Source organism: Bifidobacterium erythrocebi (genome assembly GCF_012932675.1).
GTDB lineage: Bacteria > Actinomycetota > Actinomycetes > Actinomycetales > Bifidobacteriaceae > Bifidobacterium > Bifidobacterium erythrocebi.
Genome location: NZ_JAAIIF010000008.1, coordinates 184,887 through 209,120, shown reverse-complemented (window position 1 = coordinate 209,120; position 24,234 = coordinate 184,887). Strand labels below are relative to the sequence as shown.

Here is a 24,234-nt window from a genome sequence, read left to right as displayed (position 1 = left end):
TGTCTACTTATCCGTTTCGTTGATGAAGTCCGGGGCCTTGATCGGATCGCGATCCCAATGCTCCCATACCTTCCCGTGGCGTTCGCGCTTGGCCCCCGCACGTTTCGCGACATCCACCTGGGCCGCCTCGTAACGGTCAAGCGAGACCTTGAGCGGTTGCGTGAAGAAAGGTGCCTGGGGCTCGGTGCTTTCCACAGGTTCTCCCATGCGGGAGATGCGTTCGCCTGCCTGGCCCACGGTGGCACCCACTTCCTTTGCCGCGGCAACCCCATGCCGAAACGCGTACACGCATCCGATGACGATCATCGCCACCATGAACAATGCGAGAATCAGCCAAATCCACCAGGGCATGGTAATCACCTATCAGTCTTCGGTACGTTGCACGACGCTGAGCTCCCGCTGGGCGCGTGCGATGATCATCGTCCGCAGGGTCTCCGGGCCGACCGCGACAAGATGGCGCGCATGGGCGATGCAGAAGGCGACGAACCACGAATCCGAGGACACGATGAGATTGACCTTCTCCCCCTTGCCGCACGGTTCCACCGTGGCATCGGGAAGATTCTTGATGAAGGACATATCCTTGGCATCGGTGATGAAGCTCGTGGCCGTACCGTTGTCGAAGCTCCACTTACGCAGTTCGCTCAATGGCATGTCGGGAATCTCGAGCTTGCATGTCGGCTCCACGATCTTCGCCTGCTCGATACGCGCGATATGGAGGACCTGCCATGTGCGGGGCTTGCCGTTCGCCTTATTGATGGCGGCGTTCTTCAGCACGATGTCCTGCTTGTCTTCAGGCGCGGCCTTGGCCACGTCCGTCCACAGCGCCACGTTGTAGATGCCCTCGTCCACATAGATCTTCACCGGCTTGACCAGGCGCCTGCGCGTGCTTCCGGCACCATCGGTGTACTGCATATCCAGCAAGGCGTCGGAATCGATGGCACGCTTGACGATGTTGAAGTTATGCGGTTCAAGCTCATAGCCGGTAAGGCTGAGCCACGGGGTCTGGCCGGGCTTGACATGCTGGTGCAGGCGACGATACAGATTCTCCGCCTGCTCACGCTGCTCGTTGGGCAGCAACGGCGAATGGGCCAGATAGCTCACCGAGGCGGTGAGCATGCTCAGATACTGCGGGGAAATGCCGGCAAGACGTTCCAGTCCAAGCGAGTTGGTGGCGGAGACGATACCCTCCGCATCCAGCAGCGACCAATCGATGTCGAAGAACTGGCTGCCGGCCATTTCGCCGTCATCGGAAACGGTGGTGAGGGTATTGATGTCCTTGCGGATGACGTTGACGGACTTCTTCTGCTCCTCAGGGGTCTTCGACTTGCCGATGAACCTATCGGCAAGTTCCTCAAGAGTGAACTCCTCCCCCAGATGGGCGGAGAGGAACAGCATCAGGCGCAGGCGACGATCGACCTCGCTGCCCGTCTGGAAGGACTGCTTGCGCGCATGGCCGTTGGTCGGTTCGGAATCGTCGATGACGGTATCGTCCGAATCGTCCTTCTGCGAGTTGGCGTTCTTTTCGTATTCCTCGATGGGCTGAAGCTTTTCGGCGGCCTTGAGGCGACGATGGAACGCGTCCACGGCCTCCTGCGGGCTGACGATGGCCGCACCAGGATGTTCAAGCACGTATGTGGCCAAATCGTCGGAATCGGTGTATGCGACGTTGATATGTTCGCCGTCCACATCGATGGTGGCTGCGAACCGACGCGAGTCGATGACCTTGACCAGCGCATCCGGAATCGCTTGGGTACCCAGACCAGGCGCGATGGAATCGAGTCCCAGGCCGGGAATCGGCGTCTGCGGCACACGGGGTGCGGTGCGGGAAACGCGACTGTTGTCCTGCTGCTGCTCGGATTCGCTGGACATGGACATGGAGCGTGCCAGATAATTGGCCGCCGCCAACACAGGCATGTCTTCAGGCTTGAAACACAGGCGCACGCGGGGTTCATCACCAAGCTGCAGGCGATACGAGGCGAAATCCTGGCCTTCGGACTTCGAAGAGTACTCGGGCTGACGGGATTCGATTGCGATGCCCATCGCCGCGAGTTTGGCACGGTCTCGCTGGAATTGCTTGGCGAAAGCGGCCTTGGCCGCCTGATCCGCCAACTCACCATATGAATCGGCATACGCTTTTACGCGCTGGGCAATTTGTCGTGAAGTGAGCCACTGCGGGAACGCAGATGACAATACCGCCAGCACATCAAGCTCATGCTTGCCCCATTTGTCGGAGAAACGTCGCCTTCCGCTTGTGCCTTCTGCCATTAGTCCTCACGTATCGCTAGAGTTTTCAACAGTGTGCGCGGTTGCGCACTTCTTTTATATTACGGCTTTTTTTGCAGATTGGTTGTCTTTTCTTTAAAAAAGAGCGACTTTTTATTCTGCTCATATCCAATTGTCGGGTTCCACGCCTTGCGGGCCCACATATTCGCCGTTCGGTACGTAACGGGGGGCTCCCTCGTCGTTCAGCTTCGCATCGGCGAACATGGCCACGTCCCTGCCGAACGTCCAGTCCCCCTCGATGGTGACGGAATTCGCGGCGGCCAGGGACGGCACCGAATATGGGAATCGCTCGTCGAAGTCATGGATGTTCTTGTAGTACCGGGGGTCGAGCTTGACGCTCGGGAAGATGTAGTTGCCGTCCTCCATCTCGTAGGAGTCCGTCAGGTGGAAGCGGTCGGACCTCATGATGAACAGATCGTCGGTGGTCTTGACCGGCAGGAACCGCATACGGTCGACCTGCACGCAGATCGCACCCTCGAACAGGCTGATCGCGGCACCCATGGCGGTTTCAAGCTGGACCACCGGAGTGCTGGAGGGATCGGTGGGATCCACGGTCTTCATATTGCGGATGACGGGCAGCGGCAATACGCCGTTGTATTCGGCGAGCTTCTCCTTCAACGCGTCGATGCGCACCCAGATGGAGTTCGTGTTGAAATACGGATGCTTGTCGATGTTCTGTGCGTCGGCCTTGTCGTCATCATGCACCTGGCTCATCTCGCGCAGCAGCAGACGGCCGGTCGCCTTGTCGCGGACGATGTGTCCGCCCTTGCGGTCGGCGTAGGTGCGGGTGGCGACCTCCACCATGAACGGTGCGCCGGTGTTCTCGAAATGCTGCGCCAGCGTGCGTGACGGACGCGCACCAAGATTGTCGGAGTTGGAGATGAACAGATACTTGAAGCCATGCTCCTGGAGCGTGTCGAGCAGACCGGACTCCCAGATGGTGGAGAACAGATCGCCGTGTCCGGGCGGGCACCATTCCAGGTCCGGGTTGGACGGGAACGACACAGGGCAGCCGGTGGCGAGGTCGATCTTCGGCTCCACATGCTGGATGATCTCGGTGGGGATATCGGTCTGATGGAACTTCTTGTCGGCCCGGACGACCTTCATGGTGTCCTTGGAGGTGCGGAAGGAGTTCATCAGGGTAAGCGGCAGATCCACGTTCAGACGCTGACGCGCGGTGACGACCTGGCCGAGGATGATGTCGATGAAGCGCATCTGACGGGCCTTGTGACGGCGCACCGGCAGCAGGGACTTCGCGCAATCGAGTCCCATGGAGGTTCCGAGACCTCCGTTGAGCTTGAGGAATGCGGTCTTGGCGAACGCGTTGATCGCCTCGTCATGGTCGATGGTCTCGTAGACGTCATGGAAACTCGGCACACCGGTCAGCGGCTCCACGTCGGATTCACGAATCCAGGTGGAACCCTCATCCGCCTTCCACACATCGTACAGACGGTGGAACTGATTGATCGCGGTCTCGCTCATGTCATGTTCGCGCATCTTCGCGGCGAACTGGTCGAACTGATCCGGCATGGAAGCATTTCCTCCCTAATGAGCATGGCTCGAATCATGATTCAGACCATGCGTAGTTGAATTATCTCTGGTCCATCGGCGTGCCTTCCGCCTCTCTTCAGGAAACAGACCCTTCCAGCACATGCCGACCGTCTGTACCGTACCTTACCCCACGCCAAGGTGGGCGTGCAAATCTCGGCACTCGAAGTGGAAAAGACGGGGGAAGATACGTTCATCGCCCAAATTCGCCCAAGAATACGACGAAGCCCGCCGTTCCGATGCCTTAAGAACATTGGAATGACGGGCTTTTCGGTCGGGCCGGCGGGATTTGAACCCGCGAATCGCCGAATGTCACAAATGAGCATCCGTCATGCTTTTCGCGGGTTTCGATATGTACGGTTCTCTCTTTTTCTCCCCCCTGATGCTGTCTAATCGTGAGCGCCACAACAGTGATTGTGTCACAGCGTCCGCAGCGTATTGACATGATGCTTCCGGTCGATGTGGACGGCGATGTATATCGTCGCAACCATGAATACCACCAAAATCATTGCTGGCCAGGGTTGAGGAAGCAGGAAGGATGATGCGGCGAACAGCCATACGGGCAATTGATTGGCCAGGCAAAGCAGGCTGGCCTGCATGCCGGAACGTCCGGAGAAACCCGTTATGAGCAGGGATCCGCTTGCCGCCGTCGCCACCGTCGACAACAGGTAGAACAGGATCTGCCATGAGACGATTGCATGAAACGATGCCAGTCCACATGCGAATATCACGGCGAGGGGCAGCAGCGTCGATACGATGGACAGGATCACGTACAGCATCGAGCGCGCGAGCATGTACGCGAACATGGAATGTTCCGATTGGCGGATGATCTCGTCAACTTCCTCCACGTCAAAATCTTCCATCGAGAATTTGCCCCCAATAGAGAACAGCAACATGGCCGCTGCCTCATATCCCATGGCTGGCGCAAGCAGCATAAGAATGTACAGTGTTCCGTCATATGCCGCCTCCATTCCGATACTCAGCGTCGTCAATATGTCCATGACGGCCAAAACGCCCCAGAATGCCTTGTTGCGTTTAAGAATCGTCCAGTCATGGAACGTCAGCGCTTTTGTCAGCTTGGCCATAGTGTCACCTCCGGGAAGCTCCCAGACCGAAATCCACGATCCTGTTCTCTTTGCCCAATGTCGCGGCTTCCTCGAATCCCCGATAATCATGGAAATCGGATATCATGATGTCCCTAGCCAGATGCTTGTCATCCAACACGATTGCGCGATCGGCTACATACCAGCAATATTCGAGATCATGCGTAACGGTGAGTACGGTTCTTCCCGCGGCCTTGAGTTGTTTCATCAGATCGGTCATGAGCCGTCTGGTAAGAGGGTCGATGGCATTAGTCGGTTCGTCCAACATGATGACATGCGGATTGAATATCAATCCCGTTGCAAGTCCCGCCCTCTTTCTCAGGCCTGACGAAAGTTCGGAGACCTTCTTGTCAAGATGATCATCGAGTTGGAAAGCTCTTATCATGGGCTCGTCATCGATATGTTCTGTATCGAGTGTCCTGCCCAACAGCATGGCGCGGAACCTGATGTTTTCACGTACGGTGAGTTCCGCAGCCATGCAGGATTGATCGTTCATCTGAAATACATCCCGCATGCTTGGCACTAGGTTCGCATTGATGACTGCCCGACCTGTCTTCGGACGAAGCAGGCCTGTGATGATGTGAAGCAGAGTGGTCTTTCCCGCCCCGTTATATCCCAGAATCGCCAGAGACTGCCCTTGCGGTACATCAAAGCTGACGCCTTCTAGCACGGTGGCGTTGCGCTTGTAGCCGAAACTGACGTTTTGCACTGAGATGATTGGTTCCGTCGATGGCATGACGGTTGATGTGGTATCTGACATGAATGAATTCCTTAGTATGAGAAGGCATGAGTGTTATGCGGCATTGATTAACGCGATTCCTTGGCGGGCCGGTCGATGAAGGTCGATTGGCCCGCTACCTTATAGCGCCGATCCGCAGTTCGCGATGCGTGTTGGGGTATCGCCGATCCAGACGACACAGCTTCATGCAGGATGCGAGGCCCACCAGGACGGCAAACAATCCGCCTGCTGCCGATTTCAGGGGGAACGGTGCGCTCGCCACGAGCATGATGTATATGCAAGCCGTTGCGGCGGTTACAGACGTGCTTACCAATATGTTGCCGGATCGCCACATGGCTATATCCGTTGCGCATACCGCGATTGTAATCAGTCCGAACGCTATGATGGCCAACATGTCGGCTGTCAGCATCGGTCGAATGGCAGGTGCGAGCAATGCATGCGACAGGATGATTACGACGCTCCCCGGTATTGCCATCAATACCGAGACCGTCGTCTTGATCATCCAGTATTCAACGATCGAATGCCCGGCGACATGGAAGGCATCGAATAGGCTTTGCCCCATATCGCTCTCGATGGTTTCCTGCAGGATCTGAGTCATCAGCAATGCCACGACAACGAACGAGACAATCAGTGAAGTCAATGCCGCACCTTCTCGTTGTCCTCGGCCGGATGCCGCGTGGAACACAGCGACGATGATGGCAATCGTCGCGAGCGAAAGTGAGATGAGATCGGCTGGACTGCGACGTATGTGAATGCTGTCTTTGAACAGAAAGGCCTTCATGTGGTTCCTCGTCATTCCCGTCCATTGATGATCTGGCGCAGAGCGGCCACATGGGATTGGAATGCCCTGTTTCCGTCATCGGTAAGCGTTGCCCAAGTGATCCTGTACCCCTTGGAGTTCTTGGAGCTGTTTGTCTTCTTACTGACCGATACGTATCCATGCTCGGATAATGTCTTTAGATGCTTGGAGCAGGTGGCATCGCTGATGCCCAGTGTGTCGCGTAGGACATCGAATCGTACCGACCCGTATGCTTTGAGCAGCCCGCATATACGCAGCCGTACCGGCGCATGAATTACCTCATCGAAATGTGGTGTTGCCGAATTCTGATGTAAGGATGTATTGGATTCAGTTTTCATGGCTGATGCCTTCCGCCGCGCATACCCACATGTGCTGATTCCAGCGGAATGTCCTGTATATGACTGCTGCTGCAGCTATCGCATACAGCACTGCCGCGGGCCAATGGCACTGGGCATATCCGATTATCAAACTAGGCCATGGCAAAACGAATGCCAGCGCAAAGACCAGTCCGCACGATAGAGAGACCCTGTAATCGCCGAACGCCTTCCTGCCCAACTCGCCTTGAGGAAGCATGGTCAGTGCTGACAATTTGATTCCAGTGCTGTTCCTATACAGAATCTGGACCACGACTGTCGCTATCCCGAGAATAAGACACAACACGATTATGGCTGCATAGACCCATATGGAGTCGGGGAACGAGCCGGCGAGCATAAGGCCTACAGCCCAGTACAACAGAACCAGCATGGTGCTGATTGCAGTGTAGACGATGGCATATTGACGGTTGTCCGCGACACGCTTCATAAGATGAACGCGATCGGAAGCGATGGTCCGGAACAGATCCTCGTTCTGCTGAGCATTGCCTTGAAAATGTTCGTTTGAAATCTCGTCCATATTGCAGGACACCTCGATTCGCTTTCCGGCTTGCCATCATGCAGGGTGCGCGGTTACTTACTCCGTAAGGATGCGTGGCATGATGACGGCCAAACTGTTTTCCGTGTCGGAAAATAGAATACCACTTTCCGCTATGGAAAGTAAAATTTTTTTAGTCAAATCCGGTCTAAACTGTGGTTCTTATTCGGTGCCCTGAGTGGGCACCCATATATGCTGGTCGGTGTGTTGCATGGGTGACGTCCGTGCTGTATTCGACGTTGCTTATCTCAACTTCGAGAGACATATTGGGAAAAGAGTACTGGGCTCCGCCCATGTGCAAATGACGTCATACTGCAATCCCGTAAAGAGCTTCGAAGATGATGAAAGGCGTGGGGATACTGTAGTCCACTGCCGCAATACTGCCCCCATACGCAAGAAGCCCGCCGTTCCAATGCCATGAAAGCATTGGGCCGGCGGGCTTTTCGGTCGGGCCGGCGGGATTTGAACCCGCGACCCCTTGACCCCCAGTCAAGTGCGCTACCAAACTGCGCTACGGCCCGATGGTGCATCAGCACCGAGAAGAAAATCTAGCACAACCATCCGCTTTTTGCCAAAAGACGGCGTGGCGCGTTGTTTCATGGGCGCGCCACGCCGTCTGCACAACACTACTTGCGCTTCTTCTTTTCGCGGATATTCACCGAAATCTGAATCGGCGAGCCTTCGAAACCGAATTCCTCACGCAAAGAACGCTCGATGAATCGACGGTACCCGTGCTCCAGGAAGCCGGTGGCGAAGATCACGAAACGCGGCGGCCTGGTGGAGGCCTGCGTGGCGAAGAGGATGCGCGGCTGCTTGCCGCCACGCAGCGGATGCGGATGAGCCGCCTGCAACTGCCCCAGGAACGCGTTGAGCTTGCCGGTGGGGATACGGGTGTCCCACGACTGCAGCGCCTCACGCATGGCGCGGGTCAGACGATTTGTATGCCATCCGGTCTTGGCGGAGATGTTCACGCGCTGTGCCCAGGTGACACGGTCGAATTCGGTGGCCCACAGGCGCTCAAGACGCTGCTTGTCGAACTCGTCCATGGCATCCCACTTGTTGAACACCAGCACGACGGCACGGCCCGCGTCGACCGCGGAGCTCATCACTTTGAGATCCTGATCGGAAATCGGCACGGACGCGTCGAACAGCACCAGCGCCAGCTCGCAGCGCTCGATGGCGGCCTGCGTACGCAGGGAGGAGTAGTATTCCGCACCCTTGAGCTTGTGCTGGCGGCGTTTGATGCCTGCGGTGTCGATGAACAGCCAGTCCTCGCCATCCATGTTCACGATCTCATCGACCGGATCACGCGTGGTGCCGGCCAGATCGTTGACCACGGTTCGTTCCTCTTTGGCCAGCTGATTGAGCAGCGAGGACTTACCCACGTTCGGACGGCCCACCAGAGCGACTCGGCGCAGATGCGACGGCGTAAGGTAGCCGGAGGTCTTCTCGGCCTTCTTCAGCGAGGCGATGGCGGCGTCGAGCAGTTCGCCCACTCCCCTGCCATGCATGGCGGAAATGGCGTACGGCTCTCCAAGGCCGAGCTTCCAGAACTCGGCGGCCAGATATTCGCTTTCGCGGTCATCGATCTTGTTGACCGCCAGCGTGACGGGCTTGCCGGAAGCGCGCAGCATCTTGACGATGCGCTCCTCGGTGTCGGTCAGGCCCACCTGGCCGTCAACCACCAGCACGACGGCATCGGCAAGGTTCACCGCCACCTCGGCCTGCGAGGCGATGGCGGAATCGATGCCTTCGACATCGACCTCCCAGCCGCCGGTGTCGACCAACTTGAAATCGGTGCCGGCCCATTCGGCATCGTAGCTGACACGGTCGCGGGTCACGCCAGGAGTGTCCTCCACGACGGCGACTCGGTGGCCGAGGATACGGTTCACCAGCGAGGACTTGCCCACGTTCGGACGGCCCACGATGGCGAGCACGCCGACCGACTTGCCCTTGCCGTTATCGAAGGACTCCCCTCGATCGGCATTGGAGATCAGTGCCTCGTCACCCTCATCCAGCTCGTAGTCATCAAGGTTGGCGGCGTAACGCTCGTACTCCTGCTCCTCGATGGCGTCCTCGACCATGCCGATGAGCACGTCGAGCGTATGCTCGAAATCCATGTCCGAGTTGTCGACGGTGGTGACGCCGTCGGCCGCGGTCATGAAGCTCGTCACCTTGGAATCCATACGGTCGCGGGCGGCCACATCCTCCGCGCCGACGCCGGCAACGCTTTGGCCGGAACGACGTGCCTGACGCACTTCCTCACGCGCGGTCAGCAGAATGCGCACTTCGGCGTCGGGTGCGACGACCGTGGTGATGTCGCGCCCTTCGGCCACAACGCCCAGTCCGCCGGAGAAGGAGTCTGCCGACTCCTCACGGGCGATGTACGCGCGCTGCGCGGCGATGAGCACGTTGCGCACGGGAATGATGTTCGACACCTTCGACACGTGGGAGGACACTTCGGAGGAACGGATCGCCTCGGAGATGTCCTCGCCGTCCGCGCTCACGGACGGGTTGTCGGGATCGACGCTGATATCGAAATGGTCGCCGGTGAAGAACTCGCCCACCGCTTCGGTGACCACACGCTCGTCAACCTGTTCGGCGTCAAGGTCGATGCCCTGCTTCAGGCACCACCATGCGCAGGCGCGGTACATGGCACCGGTATCGAGATAGGCGAAACCGAAATACTTGGCCAAAGCCTTGGACGTGGAGGACTTGCCCACTCCCGCGGGGCCGTCAATGGCAACTCGGATCACAGTCCAACCTCCTTGGAAAGCGAACGGACTTCGGTCTGGCTGAGCACGCGGTAGGAACCGGACTTGAGGTCGCCGAGCTTGATCGGGCCGATCTGCGTACGTACCAAGCGCTTCACCGGGAAGCCAATGGAACCGAAGATACGGCGGACGATACGGTTCTTGCCCGAATGCAGCACGACTTTGACGATGGTCGTGTCACGGGTCGCGTCGATGATCGCGCAACGGTCGAGCTTGATCCAGCCATCATCCAGCTGCACGCCCGTGGTGACCAGACGGCGGCACGCCGTACCGGAGATCTTGCCTTCCAGCGTGGCGACGTAGGTCTTCTCCACCTCGTACTTGGGGTGCATGACATGCTGGCTCAGCTCGCCGTCGTTCGTCATCAGGATCAGGCCCTCGGAATCGTAATCCAAGCGGCCCATGTGGAAGATGCGCTCGTACTTGTCCCCCACGATGTCGCGCAGGGTGTAGCGCCCCTTCGGATCGTCCATGGCGGACAGCACCTTGCGGGGCTTGTTCAGGGCGAGGGTGATGTGCTTGTTGCTGATGCGGACGCGGGAACCGTCGACACGGATCTGCTGGTGTGTCGGATCGACGCGGGTGCCGAGCTCGGTGACCAGCTCGCCGTCCACCTCCACACGTCCATCGGTGATCATCTGCTCGCATTTGCGGCGGGAGCCGAATCCGGCCTGCGCAAGCAGCTTCTGTAGGCGAATGCCTTCCTGATTGTTTTCGTGTGCCTTCCTGGCACGGGAATATGCGTTTGGCATCGTTCTCCCAACGTGGCCTTATAAGGTTTTTCCAACTTTTCTATGCTACCGTACCTGACGGTTGCTGCTAAACTGGCATCCGTTCAGACGAGCGTTTCGCCCGTTACAGTATTAATCACAGTATTCATCAAAGGATTGACATGACATCTGCTACAACCGCCCCCGAGGCGGAAGCACCTTCCGAAACAGTCGAAGACGTTCGTCCGCTGCCGCTGCGAATCGGCGCGGAACTGCTGGGCACGTTCATCGCATGCTTCGCCATCTATGTGTTCTGCACGTTCGGCTCCATTGTGTTCAGCCTGAATCTCGCCTACATTGCCATCGGCACCGGCCTGGTCTACATGGCGGTCACTCTGTTCCTCGGCAGGATCTCCGGCGGCCAATTCAACCCGGCCATCACCGTGGCCGCCATGCTCACCGGCAAGACCAAGGTTCTTGACGGCATTCTGTACATCATCTTCCAAGTGGTGGGCGCCGGTCTGGCCGGTCTGCTGATCAAGTCCCTGCTGCCCGTCTCCTCCACCATCACCGCCAAGCAGTGGCTGACCACCGCCGTCAATGGCTTCGACAAGGGCTCCATCGCCTACACCACGCTGCAGCAGTATGGTCTGAATTTCTCCGTGAGCCAGGCGGCCGCCGTGGAGATCGTGGCCGCACTGGTCATCATCGCGGTGGCGATGACCCAGTATGGCAAGAAGAACTATGCCGCGTACATGGGTGTTGCCTACGCTTTCGGTGCCGCGATCGCCTTCCCGGTGACCGGCGCCGCGCTCAACCCGGCTCGTGCCACCGGCATCGCGCTGTTTGCCTACAATCAGGACCTTACGCAGAACCCGCTTACCCAGCTGTGGCTGTTCTGGGTGTGCCCGGTGCTGGCCGCCGCAGTGGTCGCGCTGGCCATGATGGTGAGGATGCCGAAGAAGGGCGACGATCCGAGCAAGCTCAACGATTATGACGAGAACGCCGATGCCGCCCAGGAATCCACGGATTCCGCAACCGCAGCCGAAACCGAGGGCAATGCTGAGGCGAAGGCGTCAGAAGCTGAAGTACGTAACGAGCAGGCCGATGCCAAGGCAGATTCCGATGAAGGAGTCGAACGCGACTGAGCGTACTTTCCAAGGGCTCTTCTCACGCAGTATCAGGCGTATGGAGCCGGTTATGATGGCCGTCACGGAGATCAACACCGTGGCGGCCGTTGTGTATCCGAACGCGGCGACGATGCCGGAAAGAACGACGATGATGGCAACACACCATTCAAACCACGGCTTGCCCTCGTGGGCCTCACTGACGAATGGATGATTGTGCATTGCTCCCCTTGCCGATGTTCGATGATCATTGGATACGATATGCGGGCACAATATTAGGCCCAGTCCGCTGTATCGGCAAACGGACCGGGCCTATCGTTCAAATTCCGGCTGGAACGACAATCTTGACAGTCACTCCACCCGGATCGCTCTTGATCAGTGCAGGAAGTGACGGGTACCGGTGAGGTACATGGTCACACCGGCATCCTGGGCCGCCTTGATGACCTCCTCGTCACGGATGGATCCGCCGGGCTGCACGATCGCCTTCACACCGGCGTTCATCAGCACTTCGGCACCATCGGCGAACGGGAAGAACGCGTCGGATGCGGCGACCGAGCCGGTGACGCGATCCGCGCCATCCGCCAGGGTGTTGGCGCGATCAACGGCGAGGTGGCAGGAGTCCACACGGTTGACCTGGCCCATGCCGATGCCGACGGTGGCTTCATCATGCGCGATCAGGATAGCGTTCGACTTCACGCAGCGAATGGCACGCCATGCGAAGACCAGATCCTTCATGGTCGCCTCGTCGGCGGGTTCGCCGGACACCAGCTTCCAGGCATCCGGGCTGTCGCCGGGGGCGTTGATGAGATCGGGCTGCTGCACCAGCAGGCCACCTTCGATCTGACGGAACTGGGTCTTCGGGTTGGCAGGTTCGGAGACCTTGAGAATACGCAGGTTCTTCTTCTTGGTGCGCAGCAGTTCCAGCGCTTCGGGCTCGTAGTTCGGTGCCACGATGACCTCGGTGAAGATCGGGCGCACGCTTTCCGCCATCTCAAGGGTGACGGTGGTGTTGCACGCGATGACGCCACCGTAGGCGCTCATCGGATCGCAGGCATGGGCCTTCTTGTGTGCTTCGGCTGCGGTTGCGCCGATCGCCAGACCGCACGGATTGTTGTGCTTGACCACGGCGACAGCGATGGACGGAGCCATGTCCCACGCGGCACGCCAGGCGGCGTCGGCGTCCACATAGTTGTTGTAGCTCATCGGCTTGCCGCCCAGCTGTTCGGCGTGTGCGAAACCGTTCTGGTTGAGCGGGTCAAGATACAGGGCACCCTGCTGGTGGCTGTTCTCGCCGTAACGCAGCATGTGGGAGCGATCCCACGTGCGGGTGAAGGTGGCGGGGAACACGGCCTCGTTGACCGGGGTCTCGTCTTCGCCCTCGGCGGATTCCACGGTGGACGGCTTCGGCCAGTGCTTGGCGGTCCACTCGTTGATGGTGGCGTCGTAGGAGGCGGTGTGGGCGAAGGCCTTGCCGGCAAGCCAGCGGCGCTCTTCGAGCGTGAAGCCCTGACCGTTGCTGATACGGCCAGCGACCAGCGCATAATCGGCCGGGTCGGTGATGATGGCTACGGTCGCGCTGTTCTTGGCGGCGGCACGCACCATGGTCGGACCGCCGATGTCGATCTTCTCGATGGTGTCGGCCTCATTGGCACCGGAACGCACGGTATCGGCGAACGGATACAGGTTCACGACCACCAGATCGAACGGCTTGATGCCGAACTTCTCCAGCTGTGCGGCATGATCCGGATTGGTCATATCCGCAAGGATGCCTGCATGGATGTGCGGGTCAAGCGTCTTGACGCGACCATCCAGGCACTCGGGGAAACCGGTGACCTTGCTGACTTCGGTGACCTTCACGCCCAGTTCGGCCAGGCGCTTCGCGGTGGAACCGGTGGATACCACTTCAGTCCCGGCCTCGATAAAGGCCTTGGCGAGGGTCTCGATGCCTTCCTTATGAAAGACCGAGACCAGTGCCCTCTTGATCGGACGACTTGCTGTCATCGTTTTCCTCCCTTGCTGTTGTTTGCAATGAAATCTTTGGTGATGCGGGCTCATCCGATGCGCTCCTCTTCGATGCAAGAAGCCATCGGACGCCATACATCAGAGCCGCGGCGATGGCCGCGACCAGCCATGCCGCGATGAATCCCTGGCGAAGGCCAAGACCCACCATGCGCATGGACGCCACGACATCGACGCCGACCGACGCGAGATGCTTTTCGCCCAACGAGCCATTCGCCACGGCGAACATGCCCCAGGACAGCAGCAGCACGATGATGGCCGAGCCGCACAGCATCAACGCATGCCTGATCATGAGCACGACAAGACGCTGGCCCTCGGCCCGATCGGTCGTTGTGGAGATTCGGATCTTCAGCGGTCCGAATAGCATCGCCGCGATGGCCGTCAACGCGCATGCGACGGGAATGCACATCTGGATGGAAAGACGAGCCCCGGCGTTGGAAACCGGGCTCGGAAGAATGCCGAACAACGGCAGTGGCGGCAAATTGGTGGACTGCCCCACCCACAGGGTGAACGTGCCCAGATCGCCTATGGAGAATCCCGCGCCGGCAACCCAGGAGACGGCCCATACCATGAGGTTCGGCAGCCAGGCCAGGTAGGCGATGGACGTCAGGATCCTCGATCCGGTGCGCATGTTGATCAGTTCGAACAGCCTGGACACGGCCTCATTGCCGTTCACTGTCCATGCGATGACGGTGGCCAGTCCTATGACCATCAGCAATGCCATCACCGACATGGCCACCACGAATGCCACGGTGAACAGGGAGCGCACGGCCTGTGGAACCTGCCTGCGCCATGCGCCACGCAGCGTTCCCGTCGCCGATTTCGACGGAATGACGGCAAGCACGACGCCCAGCAACCAGATCAGCGCGGTTTTCCCCGCGATATGCAGGGCATCGTCGTGAATCTGCAGATGGGTGAATCGAATGCAGAACTGATTGAGCAGCACCCACACCAGCAGACCCGACAGCCAGACATCGGCCTTGGGGCCTGCTTTTCTCAGGCACTGGGCGATCAGCGCTATCAACAGGACGGCGAGCATCAACGGGGTTATCGCCATCCTGATGGTGCCGAAGGTGAACGGCACTCCTTGGGAAAGCAGCACCATGCCTTCCGTCAGTGAGACGGTAAGGGCGGTAAGGCCGTCGCTCCCCTCTTCCATGGAAACGACCAACAGCATCAACGCGATGAAGCAGCCAAGCGGTATGGCATAGATGAGCAATGCGCTTACCGCTGCAAGGGTTCCTTTGAAAATCGAGGTAACCGATGTCTTCTTCTTCATTGATGCCGTTGGACCCTTATCAGTTCGATTACCGGATTTCCGCGATGGCCTCGCGCATGAACTCGGCCGCCTGCGCTGGCGTACGACCGACCTTGATGCCTACGGTCTCCAAGGCGATCTTCTTATCCTGCGCGGTGCCCTTGCCTCCGGACACGATGGCGCCGGCATGACCCATCTGCTTGCCTTCCGGAGCCGTGAATCCTGCGATATAGGCGACCACAGGCTTGGTCATATGCTCGCTGGCCCACTGCGCGGCGTCCTGTTCGGCGCTGCCGCCGATTTCGCCGATCATCATCACGGCCTTGGTGTTCTCATCGGCCTCGAACGCCTGCAACGCCTCGACCAGCGTGGTGCCGACGATCGGATCTCCACCGGCGCCCAGGCATGCGGTGAATCCGATATCACTGAGTTCGCCCATGAGCTGATACGTCAGCGTGCCGGACTTGGAGACCAGTCCAAGCGGGCCGCGCTTGACGATGCCGTCGGGGATGATGCCCAGATTGACGCCATGCGTCTGCTCGGAGGATGCGAATGTGACGAGACCAGGGCAGTTCGGGCCGACGATACGCACACCGTTGCGCAATGCCAATTCCACGAAATACGCGGAATCCGCCACAGGGATACCTTCGGTGATGACCACGATGAGCTTGATGCCCGCCTCGATGGCCTCTACTACGGCATCCTTGGCGAAACGAGGCGGAACGAACACCACGGAGGCCACGGCACCCGTGGCGGCCTTGGCCTCGGCACAGGTGGCAAAGACGTGGATGGTGGCATCCTCGCCGTTGCGGGCGGCAGGATAGGTGACGTCCAAGCCGGCCTTGCGCGCATTGACGCCGCCGACGATATTGGTTCCCGCCTTCAGCATGCGGGCGGTGTGCACCATGCCCTGATGCCCGGTGATGCCCTGAACGATAACCGGGGCATCGTCTTCGATGAACAGTGCCATCAGTTGGCCTCCTTTGTCGTCGATGCGATGCGCGCGGCCTGATAGGCCGCCTCTTCCATGGTGTTCGCCACATGGATGTTCGGATTGTTGGAGGAGCCCAGAATGGACAGACCCTCCGCTGCGGCATTGCCGTCGAAACGAACGACGATGGGCTTGACGGAAGGCAGCGTCTTCAGCGCCTCGAGAATACCCTGGGCCACCTGCTCGCACGAGGTGATGCCGCCGTATACGTTGATGAACACGGATTCGACCTGCGGATCGCTGAGGACGATCTCAAGGCTTGCCGCCATGACCTCGGCCGATGCGCCACCGCCGATATCGAGGAAGTTGGCCGGCTTGACGCCGGAGCCGAGGTCCTCGCCTGCGCCGGACACGGCGTCAAGGGAACTCATCACCAGACCGGCGCCGTTTCCGATCACACCGACCTGACCATTGAGATGTACGTAATGCAGACCGTGCTCCTTGGCACGGCGTTCGAGTTCGTCGTTGGCCATCGGATCGTCGAAACGCTTCCAGCCGTCATGACGGAACGCCGCATTGTCGTCCAGGGAGATCTTCGCGTCCAGGGCGCACAGCATCTTGGACGATTCGTCGTCAGGATCGCCGATCTTGGCCAAAGGATTGATCTCCACCAGCGTCGCGTCGTTCTCCTTGAAGCAACGCCACATCTTCAGCAGAATCTCCGCGGCTTGATCCACATCGGCATGGTAGAAGCCGATGCTTTCGGCCATCTCACGTGCGGCATCGATGTCGAAATCATCCAGCGCCTCGATATGGAGCCTCTTCACGGACTCCGGGTGCTCCCTGGCGATCTCCTCCACTTCGGTGCCGCCATTGGCCGTCGCAAGCACATCGAAGTCGCGCGAGGAACGATCCACGGAGATGGAGACGTAGTACTCGTGCAGGATGTTCTTGCCTTCGGCAACGAGCACGCCATTGACCTTGTGCTTGTGAATGGTCATGGGCAGAATGTCCTCGGCCGCCAGAATCGCCTCGTCACGGGTCTTGGCGAGCTTGACACCGCCGGCCTGGCCGCGATGACCGATCTTGACCTGCGCCTTGACTACATTCGGATAGCCGAGCTTCTCGGCTGCCTCTGCGACTTCGTGTGAATTCTGTGCGTAGATGCCTTTCGGGGTCGGGATGCCCTGCTCCTCAAGCAACTGACGCGCCTGGTATTCATATAGATCCATGATGCGATCGATTCCTGGTTGTGTCTGACTGTTTGGTTTTATCCGCGCGCTGCGCCTTATCAGGCGGGCATCGCGGTGAGAGTGCTGATAGGTGCCTCGGACAGCTTGGCGCAGCCGTCAAGGCCGTTTAGTTCCATGAGGAAGCTGAATCCAGCAACAACGCCACCCGCCTTCTCGATGAGGTCGGCACCGGCTCGTGCCGTGCCTCCGGTGGCGATGAGATCGTCGACGATCAGCACGCGCTCACCCGGCTGGATGGCGTTCTGCTCGATCTCGACGCTTGCGGAGCCGTATTCAAGATCGTAGGATTCGGCGAACACCGGCGGCGGAAGCTTGCCTGCCTTGCGGATGGCGACGAACCCCTTGCCGAACTTGTTCGCAAGGGCCGGGCCGAAGAGGAATCCACGGGATTCGAGACCGGCCACGGTGTCGAAATCCTCCGGAGCGATGGGAAGCGCCGCTGCGAAGCCGCGCAGAAGAATATCCAGTCCGCGTGCGTCGGCAAGCACCGGCATGAAATCGCGGAAGATGATGCCTTCCTTGGGGAATCCCGGGGTCGAGCCAATAAGCGAAACGAGATATTCGGCGTCTTCCTTGCCGACCTTGCCCAGTGCCTTGATGATGATGTCGTTATTGTTGGCCATTGCCGTTCCGATCAATCGTTCTTGGATTCGCCGGACACAGCGGCTTCAGCGGGCTGCTGATCGCCGTCCGCTGCGGCTTCCGTGCTGTCGGCTTCGGAATCTTCGGACGCGTTTTCGATTTCGTTCTTCGGAAGCGGATTGCCGTATTCATCGACTTCATCGTCGGAGACGTATGCCGGACGAATATATTCACGAGCGATGGCGCTCAGGGCGAAACGCATTTTGGAGCCTTCGGAATCGATGACGATCTCGTCATATTCATTGTCCACCTCGACGACCTTGCCGATGACGCGACCGATGGTGATGACCTCGGTGCCCGGCTGAAGGTTCGCGCGGAAATCCTTTTGCTCCTGCTGCTGTTCCTTAGCCTTCTTGGATTGCCAGAACATCAGGGCTCCGAAAACGATCACGAGAACGGCGAGACACAGAGAGGACGGCACTATAAACTCCTTAACACGGTAACGGTAATCCAACTGGTAATACTAGAAACTCTTGCTGACATCATCCTCGTTCGGCCGTATGCCGAGATGTTGCCAGGCCTTCGGGGTCGCCACGCGTCCCTTCGGGGTTCGGATAAGGAACCCCTCACGCACCAGATACGGCTCGCAAACGGTCTCCACCGTCTCCGACTCCTCACCCACCATGGCGGCCAGGGTGTTCAATCCCACCGGTCCTCCCTGGAAGTTCCGTACGATGGCGTTCAGGACGGCGATATCGAGCCGATCGAGTCCCTCGGCGTCGATCTGGTACAGGGCAAGCGCCTGGCGCACATCGTCGGCGGAGGCCTTGGACAGATCGTGGACGATGACCCAATCGCGTACGCGGCGCAGCAGTCGATTGGCGATACGCGGCGTGCCGCGCGAACGCAGGGCAAGCTCATGTGCGGCGTCACGATCGATTTCGAGACCGAGTACGCCGGCGGAACGTTCCACCAGCTTTTCCAGTTCCTCGTGCGGGTAGAAATCCAGATGCGCGGTGAATCCGAATCGCGCACGCAACGGCGAGGGCAGCATTCCCTCGCGCGTGGTGGCGCCGATCATGGTGAATCGCGGCAGCGTCAAGGGGATGGACGACGCCCCAGGCCCCTTGCCTACCATCACGTCGACGCGGAAGTCCTCCATCGCGATGTACAGCAGCTCCTCGGCCGCACGCGGCAGACGATGCACCTCATCTACGAACAGCACTTCCCCGGGCTCAAGCGAGCTCAGAATGGACGCCAGATCGCCCGCATGCTGGATGGCGGGGCCGGAGGTGATGCGGATCGGCACCTCAAGCTCGTTAGCCACAATCATGGCTAACGTTGTTTTGCCTAAGCCCGGAGGGCCTGCAAGCAGAATATGGTCGGGAGGCGTCTCGCGCTTGCGGGCCGCATCGAGGAACAGACGGAGCTGCGCCTTCAGCTGAGGCTGGCCGATGAACCCGTCCAATATATGCGGACGCAATTCCTCATCGCTGACGGGCTCGTTCCCGATGGGCTGGGAGGACACCATACGCAATGATTCCTCATTGGCACCGGTATTCACCTGTTCATAGGGCTCGTTCATTCATTCACCGTCCTCTATCCAACGACGTCAAAGCCAACCTGAGCACCCTGGGCACGTCCTCCTGCGACAACGGCAATGCGATTCCGTTGGACTCGCAGGCGGTCTGCACCGCATATTGCGCATCCTGCTGATGCCACCCCAACGACATCAGCCCCTCCACGACCTGGAAGGCACCGGCGTCCTTCGCGGTTTGCGATTGCGGCTCCTTCTCCCCCAAATCCTCAAGATTGATGGAACCCTTCAATTCCAGAATGATCTTCTGCGCGCCCTTCTTCCCGATGCCCGGGGCCTTGGACAAGGCGGTCGCGTCATTGTCCGCCACGGCGCGGGCAAGATCGTTGGGAGACAAGGTGGACAGCAGGGACAACGCCACTTTCGGGCCGACACCACTGACCTTGATCAACTGCAGGAACATCTTCTTCGCGGCCTGATCCAGAAAACCGTACAGGGTGATGGCATCCTGTGAGACATTCAGGTACGTCCAGACGTGCACTTCCTGCCCGGTATGCATGCGGGACAGATCCGCCGCCGGCATACGCACCTCGTAGCCGACATTCCCGACTTCTATAACCGCCTGCGTGGTGCTGACCACTTCAACGGCGCCTCGTAATGAGCCGATCATCACGCCTCCCTATTCGAACAACTGTTCGACAGTGTACACGAATCCGGCACGGAACGCAGCAACAGGCGTCACATGCCCCTATCCGTAGAGGAACGTCGGCGTGTTTTCTGCGCGGCCTGCGCCCATTGCCGCTGCGCCGCGGTGAGATGCTGTTCACGTTCCCCGCCCTGCAACGCCCCTGCGGGGTGAAGGGCATGGCAGATGGCCAAGGCCAGGGCATCCGCCGCATCGGCGGGCGTGGGCATGGCGCTCAGATTCAGAATGCGAGTGACCATGCGTTCGACCTGTATCTTCTGAGCGCGGCCATCACCGGTTATGGCGAGCTTCGCCTCGGTCGGCGTATGCAAAGCCACGGGAATGCCACGCTGCGCCGCGGCAAGCATGGCCAGACCCGCCGCCTGCGCGGTGCCGAGCACGGTATTGTGGTTCGATTGCGCGAACACACGTTCGATGGATACGACGTCCGGCACGAATCGGTCCATCTTCTCGACCAATCCGTTGTAGATGGCCAGCAGACGCAGATCCTGGGACATGTTCGGCGAGGAACGCACCACATCCACGTGAATAAAGGAAAGCCGGCGATAAGCGCCGGCTTCGATAACGCCGACCCCGCAACGGGTAAGTCCGGGGTCGACGCCGAGAATAATCATCGAGGATTACTCCTCTTCCAGCTGCGCCATGACCTCGTCGGAGGCGGTCCAGTTGGAGTAGATGTTCTGCACATCGTCCAGGTCATCGAGGTTGTCGATGAGCTTGGACACCTTCTGGGCGTCCTCGAGGCTCAGCTCGACCTCGTTCTTCGGAGCCATGACCAGATCGGCGGAATCGTAATCGAAACCGGCGTCCTGCAGGGCCTTGCGCACCTCGGTCAGGTCGGACGGACCGGTAACGACGGTGAAGACATCGCCATCCTCGGTCACATCTTCCGCACCGGCCTCGGCGGCCTTCTCGAACAGGTCGTCGAAGTCCACGCCCTCGGCGGGAACCACAATCTGGCCCTTGCGCTCGAAGTTGAAAGACACGGAGCCGCTGGTGGCCAGGGAGCCGTTGCCCTTGGTCAGGGTGGAACGCACTTCGGCGGCCGCACGGTTGCGGTTATCGGTCAGGCATTCGATGATCAGGCCAACGCCTGCGGGTGCATAGCCCTCGTACACGATGTCCTCGTAGTTGGCACCGCCGGCTTCCTCGCCGGAGCCACGCTTGACGGCGCGCTTGATGTTGTCGGCCGGCATGGAGGCCTTCTTGGCCTTGTAGATCGCGTCGTACAGGGACGGGTTGCCGTCGGGGTCGCCGCCACCCTGACGGGCAGCGATTTCGATGTTCTTGATGAGCTTGGCGAACAGCTTGCCACGCTTTGCGTCGATGGCAGCCTTCTTGTGCTTGGTGGTCGCCCACTTGGAATGACCGGACATAATGCTCCTAGCAAATAAACGATTACTGACAAACGAAAAAGATTGTATGGCGCTAAGCAGACATTGCTGGCAATATCCGCTTAGCGCCAAGGGGTTCAGTCGGCGATGGCGGCCTTGAAGTCATCGACCGTGTTCACCTGGACACGCTTCTTGATGACCTTCAGGATATTGGCCTTGGCCTCGTCGACCGGCACGCCGTTGAGCTGGCTGCCGTCGCGGAAACGGAAGCTCACAGCGTTGTTGTTCATGTCCTCCTCGCCGACGATGAGGATGAACGGCGCCTTGGACTTGGAGGCGTTGCGGATCTTCTTGCCGAAACGATCGTCGGACAGGTCGATCTCGCAACGAACGGTCTCCTCCTCCAGGCTGGAGATGAACTTCTGCAGGTGCAGGGCGAATTCGTCCGCAACCGGCACGCCCAGCACCTGGACGGGGGCGAGCCATGCCGGGAAGGCGCCTGCGTAGTGCTCGAGCAGTACGGCGAAGAAACGCTCGATGGAGCCGAACAGTGCGCGGTGGATCATCACCGGACGCTGATGGGTGCCGTCGGCGGCGATGTATTCGAGCTTGAAACGCTCAGGCAGGTTGAAGTCGAGCTGGATGGTGGAGACCTGCCAGGTACGGCCGATCGCATCACGTGCCTGCACGGAGATCTTCGGGCCGTAGAACGCGGCGCCGCAGGGGTCGTCAACCAGTTCCAGACCGGATTCCTTGGCGACCTCGGCCAGCGTGTTGGTGGCTTCCTCCCAGATCTCGTCGGAGCCGACGTACTTGTGCGGATCCTTGGTGGACAGCTCCAGGTAGAAGTCGTCCAGGCCGAAGTCCTTGAGCAGTCCCAGCACGAAGTTGAGCAGGCTCTTGAGCTCGTCCTTCATCTGATCGCGGGTGCAGTAGATATGGGAATCGTCCTGAGTCAGGCCGCGCACGCGGGTCAGGCCATGCACCTCGCCGGACTTCTCGTAACGGTACACGGTGCCGAACTCGAACAGTCGCAGCGGCAGCTCACGGTAGGAACGCTGACGGGACTTGAAGATCAGATTGTGCATCGGGCAGTTCATCGGCTTCAGGTAGTAGTCGAAGCCCTGCTTGATCACATTGCCGTTCTCGTCCTTCTCCTCGTCCAGACGCATAGGCGGGTACATGCTGTCCTTATACCAATGCAGGTGGCCGGAAGTCTCGTACAGACCGCCCTTGGTGATATGCGGGGTCTGCACGAAGCTGTAGTGATGCTTGCGGTGCATCTCGCGGGAGTAATCCTCCATGGCGTTGATGACGGCGGCACCCTTCGGGTGGAAGACGGCCAGACCAGGGCCGATCTCGTCCGGGAAGGAGAACAGATCCATTTCGGCACCAAGCTTGCGGTGGTCGCGCTTGGCGGCCTCCTCCAGACGGGTCTGATAGGCCTTCAGATCCTCCTTGGTGGCGAATGCCGCGCCGTAGATGCGCTGCAGCATGGGGTTCGCCTCGCTGCCACGCCAGTACGCGGCGGCGGAACGCTCGATCTTGAACGCCTTGATGTAACGGGTGTTCGGCAGGTGCGGTCCGCGGCACAGATCCTTCCAGACCACATTGCCGTCACGGTCGACGTTGTCGTAGAAGCTCAGTTCCTTCTCGCTGATCTCGGTCGCCGCGGCCGGATCCAGATGCGCTTCCTTATCCTTGATGAGCTCGATCTTGTACGGCTGGTCGGCCTCCTCGGCCAGAGCCTCCTCCTCGGTCACCACGCGGCGACGGAAGGACTGGGAGGACTTGATGATGCGCTGCATGCGCTTTTCGATGTTCTTCAGATCCTCGGGGGTGAACGGCTGCTCGACGTCGAAATCGTAGTAGAAGCCGTCCTTGATCACCGGGCCGACGCCGAGCTTGGCATCGGGGTAGAGCTCCTGCACTGCCTGGGCCATGACATGGGTGGCGGAATGACGCATGATCGCGACGCCGTCCTCGGAGTCGAGAGCGATGCCCTCAACGGTATCGCCGTCGGAAAGCGGCGTGTACAGGTCGCGGGGTTCGCCGTTCAGACGCACCGCGATGATGTTCTTGTCGTCGGAGAACAGCTCTACGCCGGTGGTGGTTGCTTCCACCTCCTTCGCTTCGCCGTTGACTGTGATGGAGATGGAGCTTTGCGCCATGATGTGTCCTTTGCTATCGGGGCCCGCGGTACCAATGTGCAGGCCTGGACTGGTTATCAACAGCAGCCACGATAGGCATTCGGCGCGACAAATGCAAGCCGCGGATTGGGACGGATGGCGCTTTGTTCCGGGATGCATCCCAAGGTGCATTGGTGACGAAAACAAAAAGGCCGCCGGCGTGATGCCGGCGACCTCCGATGGGCTCCCGCGGCTGGGCTTGAACCAGCGACATTCTGATTAACAGTCAGACGCTCTGCCAACTGAGCTACGCGGGAATATTCAATTTTTCCGAACAACCTTCCTGTGCAGGAAACTCGTTCCGAGCTCCCGCGGCTGGGCTTGAACCAGCGACATTCTGATTAACAGTCAGACGCTCTGCCAACTGAGCTACGCGGGAATGTTGGCTGCAAGGTTTCCCTTGCGCACAAGACACATATAATACACACGGCAA

The 24,234-nt window shown here is 59.4% G+C and carries 22 protein-coding genes, 3 tRNA genes and 2 pseudogenes; 1 reads left to right on the top strand and 26 read right to left on the bottom strand.

What is annotated here, in order from left to right:
- Positions 1-3: 3 nt before the first annotated feature.
- From G1C98_RS04455 to G1C98_RS04405, 12 genes and pseudogenes are all read right to left on the bottom strand, one after another.
- Complete coding sequence (locus G1C98_RS04455; protein ID WP_169079644.1) at positions 4-351, bottom strand: hypothetical protein; 348 nt, start codon at positions 349-351, stop codon at positions 4-6.
- Positions 352-363: 12 nt separating this feature from the next.
- Positions 364-1,434: pseudogene (locus G1C98_RS09505) on the bottom strand (helix-turn-helix transcriptional regulator); the annotation flags it as partial.
- A 117-nt stretch (positions 1,435-1,551) separates the two neighbouring features.
- Positions 1,552-2,265 (bottom strand): annotated as a pseudogene (locus G1C98_RS09500) (helix-turn-helix transcriptional regulator); the annotation flags it as partial.
- Positions 2,266-2,385: 120 nt separating this feature from the next.
- On the bottom strand, positions 2,386-3,813 hold the full coding sequence (locus tag G1C98_RS04445) for a UTP--glucose-1-phosphate uridylyltransferase (RefSeq protein ID WP_169079620.1): 1,428 nt from the start codon (positions 3,811-3,813) through the stop codon (positions 2,386-2,388).
- Positions 3,814-4,250: 437 nt separating this feature from the next.
- The gene (locus G1C98_RS04440) at positions 4,251-4,916 is read right to left on the bottom strand and encodes a hypothetical protein (RefSeq protein ID WP_169079618.1); all 666 of its coding nucleotides are present in this window, start codon (positions 4,914-4,916) and stop codon (positions 4,251-4,253) included.
- Positions 4,917-4,920: 4 nt separating this feature from the next.
- Positions 4,921-5,694, bottom strand: coding sequence for an ABC transporter ATP-binding protein (locus tag G1C98_RS04435; protein WP_169079616.1), 774 nt, complete (start codon positions 5,692-5,694; stop codon positions 4,921-4,923).
- A gap of 94 nt (positions 5,695-5,788) precedes the next feature.
- On the bottom strand, positions 5,789-6,454 hold the full coding sequence (locus G1C98_RS04430; protein ID WP_169079614.1) for a hypothetical protein: 666 nt from the start codon (positions 6,452-6,454) through the stop codon (positions 5,789-5,791).
- 11 nt (positions 6,455-6,465) lie between these two features.
- Complete coding sequence (locus G1C98_RS04425; protein ID WP_169079612.1) at positions 6,466-6,810, bottom strand: transcriptional regulator; 345 nt, start codon at positions 6,808-6,810, stop codon at positions 6,466-6,468.
- Positions 6,800-7,363, bottom strand: coding sequence for a hypothetical protein (locus G1C98_RS04420; protein ID WP_169079610.1), 564 nt, complete (start codon positions 7,361-7,363; stop codon positions 6,800-6,802). Before G1C98_RS04420 ends, G1C98_RS04425 begins: the two co-directional genes overlap by 11 nt.
- Positions 7,364-7,828: 465 nt before the next feature.
- Positions 7,829-7,902, bottom strand: a tRNA-Pro gene (locus G1C98_RS04415).
- Between the two features lie 105 nt (positions 7,903-8,007).
- Positions 8,008-10,137 carry a bifunctional cytidylate kinase/GTPase Der gene (gene der, locus G1C98_RS04410; RefSeq protein ID WP_169079608.1) on the bottom strand — a complete coding sequence of 710 codons (2,130 nt, stop codon included), beginning with the start codon at positions 10,135-10,137 and terminating at the stop codon, positions 8,008-8,010.
- Positions 10,134-10,907, bottom strand: coding sequence for a pseudouridine synthase (locus tag G1C98_RS04405; RefSeq protein ID WP_169079606.1), 774 nt, complete (start codon positions 10,905-10,907; stop codon positions 10,134-10,136). Before G1C98_RS04405 ends, der begins: the two co-directional genes overlap by 4 nt.
- A gap of 140 nt (positions 10,908-11,047) precedes the next feature.
- On the opposite strand from G1C98_RS04405, the gene G1C98_RS04400 reads away from it, so the two are divergent.
- Positions 11,048-12,013 carry an MIP/aquaporin family protein gene (locus G1C98_RS04400; protein ID WP_169079604.1) on the top strand — a complete coding sequence of 322 codons (966 nt, stop codon included), beginning with the start codon at positions 11,048-11,050 and terminating at the stop codon, positions 12,011-12,013.
- Here the strand turns inward: G1C98_RS04400 and G1C98_RS09335 are convergent.
- From G1C98_RS09335 to G1C98_RS04330, 14 genes are all read right to left on the bottom strand, one after another.
- Positions 11,942-12,214, bottom strand: a complete 273-nt coding sequence (locus tag G1C98_RS09335) for a DUF3017 domain-containing protein (RefSeq protein ID WP_169079602.1) — start codon at positions 12,212-12,214, stop codon at positions 11,942-11,944. The genes G1C98_RS04400 and G1C98_RS09335 overlap by 72 nt on opposite strands.
- Positions 12,215-12,367: 153 nt before the next feature.
- Complete coding sequence (gene purH, locus G1C98_RS04390; protein WP_169079600.1) at positions 12,368-13,993, bottom strand: bifunctional phosphoribosylaminoimidazolecarboxamide formyltransferase/IMP cyclohydrolase; 1,626 nt, start codon at positions 13,991-13,993, stop codon at positions 12,368-12,370.
- On the bottom strand, positions 13,944-15,290 hold the full coding sequence (locus G1C98_RS04385) for a cell division protein PerM (RefSeq protein ID WP_169079598.1): 1,347 nt from the start codon (positions 15,288-15,290) through the stop codon (positions 13,944-13,946). The genes purH and G1C98_RS04385 overlap by 50 nt, the downstream gene beginning before the upstream one ends.
- 28 nt (positions 15,291-15,318) lie before the next feature.
- Positions 15,319-16,239 carry a succinate--CoA ligase subunit alpha gene (sucD, locus tag G1C98_RS04380; RefSeq protein ID WP_169079596.1) on the bottom strand — a complete coding sequence of 307 codons (921 nt, stop codon included), beginning with the start codon at positions 16,237-16,239 and terminating at the stop codon, positions 15,319-15,321.
- Complete coding sequence (gene sucC / locus G1C98_RS04375; protein WP_169079594.1) at positions 16,239-17,432, bottom strand: ADP-forming succinate--CoA ligase subunit beta; 1,194 nt, start codon at positions 17,430-17,432, stop codon at positions 16,239-16,241. Before sucC ends, sucD begins: the two co-directional genes overlap by 1 nt.
- Before the next feature lie 59 nt (positions 17,433-17,491).
- Complete coding sequence (locus G1C98_RS04370) at positions 17,492-18,076, bottom strand: adenine phosphoribosyltransferase (protein ID WP_169079592.1); 585 nt, start codon at positions 18,074-18,076, stop codon at positions 17,492-17,494.
- A gap of 11 nt (positions 18,077-18,087) precedes the next feature.
- Positions 18,088-18,516: a preprotein translocase subunit YajC gene (yajC, locus tag G1C98_RS04365; RefSeq protein WP_169079590.1), complete on the bottom strand. Its 429-nt coding sequence runs from the start codon at positions 18,514-18,516 to the stop codon at positions 18,088-18,090.
- A 42-nt stretch (positions 18,517-18,558) separates the two neighbouring features.
- Complete coding sequence (ruvB, locus tag G1C98_RS04360; protein ID WP_169079588.1) at positions 18,559-19,620, bottom strand: Holliday junction branch migration DNA helicase RuvB; 1,062 nt, start codon at positions 19,618-19,620, stop codon at positions 18,559-18,561.
- A 4-nt stretch (positions 19,621-19,624) separates the two neighbouring features.
- Positions 19,625-20,242, bottom strand: coding sequence for a Holliday junction branch migration protein RuvA (ruvA, locus tag G1C98_RS04355; protein WP_169079586.1), 618 nt, complete (start codon positions 20,240-20,242; stop codon positions 19,625-19,627).
- Positions 20,243-20,310: 68 nt separating this feature from the next.
- Positions 20,311-20,892, bottom strand: coding sequence for a crossover junction endodeoxyribonuclease RuvC (gene ruvC, locus G1C98_RS04350; RefSeq protein ID WP_169079584.1), 582 nt, complete (start codon positions 20,890-20,892; stop codon positions 20,311-20,313).
- Between the two features lie 6 nt (positions 20,893-20,898).
- Complete coding sequence (locus G1C98_RS04345) at positions 20,899-21,654, bottom strand: YebC/PmpR family DNA-binding transcriptional regulator (RefSeq protein WP_169079582.1); 756 nt, start codon at positions 21,652-21,654, stop codon at positions 20,899-20,901.
- Positions 21,655-21,749: 95 nt separating this feature from the next.
- Positions 21,750-23,783, bottom strand: coding sequence for a threonine--tRNA ligase (thrS, locus tag G1C98_RS04340; protein ID WP_169079580.1), 2,034 nt, complete (start codon positions 23,781-23,783; stop codon positions 21,750-21,752).
- 202 nt (positions 23,784-23,985) lie between these two features.
- Positions 23,986-24,058, bottom strand: a tRNA-Asn gene (locus G1C98_RS04335).
- Between the two features lie 49 nt (positions 24,059-24,107).
- Positions 24,108-24,180 (bottom strand) — tRNA-Asn (locus G1C98_RS04330).
- Between the last annotated feature and the right edge of the window lie 54 nt (positions 24,181-24,234).